General features: G+C 71.5%; 2 protein-coding genes. One reads left to right on the forward strand and one right to left on the reverse strand.

The genetic code is table 11. The features are described from left to right. Nucleotides 1-67 precede the first annotated feature (67 nt). Nucleotides 68-481, reverse strand: coding sequence for an SsgA family sporulation/cell division regulator (locus tag ND748_RS31130; protein ID WP_251749881.1), 414 nt, complete (start codon nt 479-481; stop codon nt 68-70). Nucleotides 482-731: 250 nt separating this feature from the next. Between ND748_RS31130 and uvrC the strand changes: the two genes are divergently transcribed. After that, on the forward strand, nt 732-1,847 hold a 1,116-nt coding region (uvrC, locus tag ND748_RS31135), incomplete at its 3' end, for an excinuclease ABC subunit UvrC (protein WP_251749882.1).

Here is a 1,847-nt window from a genome sequence, read left to right on the forward strand (position 1 = left end):
GGCCGGCGCCGGGCGGGTGTCCGCGGGCCGCGCGGGTCCGCGGTGCGGCGACCCGGGGCCGGGGAGGTCAGGTCTGGAGCAGATTCGCCAGGACGGTGTCCAGCTCCTGCTCGGTGTGCTCCTGGCCGGTCGGCACCAGCCGTTCGGTGCGGTCCAGGAAGCTGCGCAGCGACGCCGTCGCGAGGACCACGACGGAACGGCGGTCCCCGTCGACCAGGTCCAGCCGGACGCCGCCCTCCCCGGGGTCGGGGCCGATCCGCACGTCGCCGTCGCCGACCGTCGCCTCCAGCCCGGCGCGCAGGGCGTCGCGGGGGGCCACCCAGCTCCCCTGCGGCAGCGCGGGGTGTTCCGGCCTGGACACCAGGGTCATGGACACGGCCAGCGGATCGCACGCACGCCAGCAGATCTGGAACACCGTCACCCGCCCACGGCTGGCCGCGTCGTCCACGACGAACTCCGCCGTGACGTCCTCACCAAGCACGAGCTGGCTCCCTCGGTTCGCTTGCCCGATGTGTCGAGGGTCGCAGCCCCCCGCGCCGGACGCCAGCGGGGGCACCGGAAACAACGGAAAGTCCGTGATTAATCACGACCAGCTCGAGGATCTGTCGCCTGCTGTCACTGTTCTGCCACGCTTCGAGAGGGCCCGCCGATGAGGTCGCGCGCTATGCGTGATGAAATGGTTACGTGCAGGCGCTGCTCATGCGGGATGATGGTCGCCGTAGGCTCGGTTCATGGCTGATCCGGCGTCCTACCGGCCCGCGCCGGGCTCGATTCCCGAGACCCCCGGCGTCTACCGCTTCCGCGACGAACATGGCCGGGTGCTCTACGTGGGCAAGGCCAAGAACCTGCGGGCCCGGCTGGCCAACTACTTCGCCGATCTTCCCACGCTCCACCCACGCACCCAGCACATGGTCCAGGCGGCCAGCGCGGTCGACTGGACCGTGGTCACCACGGAGGTCGAGGCCCTCCAGCTCGAGTACACGTGGATCAAGGAGTTCGATCCGCGCTTCAACGTCCGGTACCGCGACGACAAGAGCTATCCGAGCCTCGCGGTGACCCTCCACGAGGAGTTCCCGCGGCTGCAGGTCATGCGGGGACCGAAGCGTAAGGGTGTGCGGTACTTCGGTCCGTATGCCCACGCATGGGCGATCCGGGAGACCCTCGACCTGCTGCTTCGCGTCTTCCCGGCGCGCACCTGCTCGGCGGGGGTGTTCAAACGGGCCGGCCAGGTCGGCCGGCCGTGTCTGCTCGGCTACATCGACCGGTGCTCGGCGCCCTGCGTCGGCCGGGTGGACGCCGAGGCCCACCGGGAGATCATTGACGACTTCTGCGACTTCATGTCCGGTCAGACCGGCCGCTACCTGCGCCGGCTCGAGCAGGAGATGCAGCAGGCCGCCTCGGCCCAGGAGTACGAGCGGGCCGCGCGGCTGCGGGACGACGCCAGCGCGCTGCGGCGCGCCATCGAGAAGCAGGCCGTCGTGCTGCCCGACGGCACCGACGCCGACGTGATCGCCTTCGCCGAGGACGAGCTGGAGGCCGCGGTCGCGATCTTCTACGTTCGTGCCGGGCGCGTGCGCGGGCAACGCGGCTGGGTGGTCGACAAGCTCGACGAGGTGACCACGGCCGACCTCGTCGAGCAGTTCCTCACCCAGGAGTACCTGGAAGGCACGTCGCTCACCAGCGCCGTCCCTGCCGTCCCCGCCGGCGCCGTCCCCGTCGGGGAGACCGGCGCGTCTGATGCCGTCACACCCGATGCCGTCACACCCGATGCCGCCGTCACGGATGTCACCGTCGCGGATGTCGCCGCGGCGCAGGCCGCTCGGGCCGGGGGGCCCACGCCGCCGGCG

Origin of the sequence: Frankia sp. AiPs1, assembly GCF_023716945.1 — a bacterium.
Lineage (GTDB): Bacteria > Actinomycetota > Actinomycetes > Frankiales > Frankiaceae > Frankia.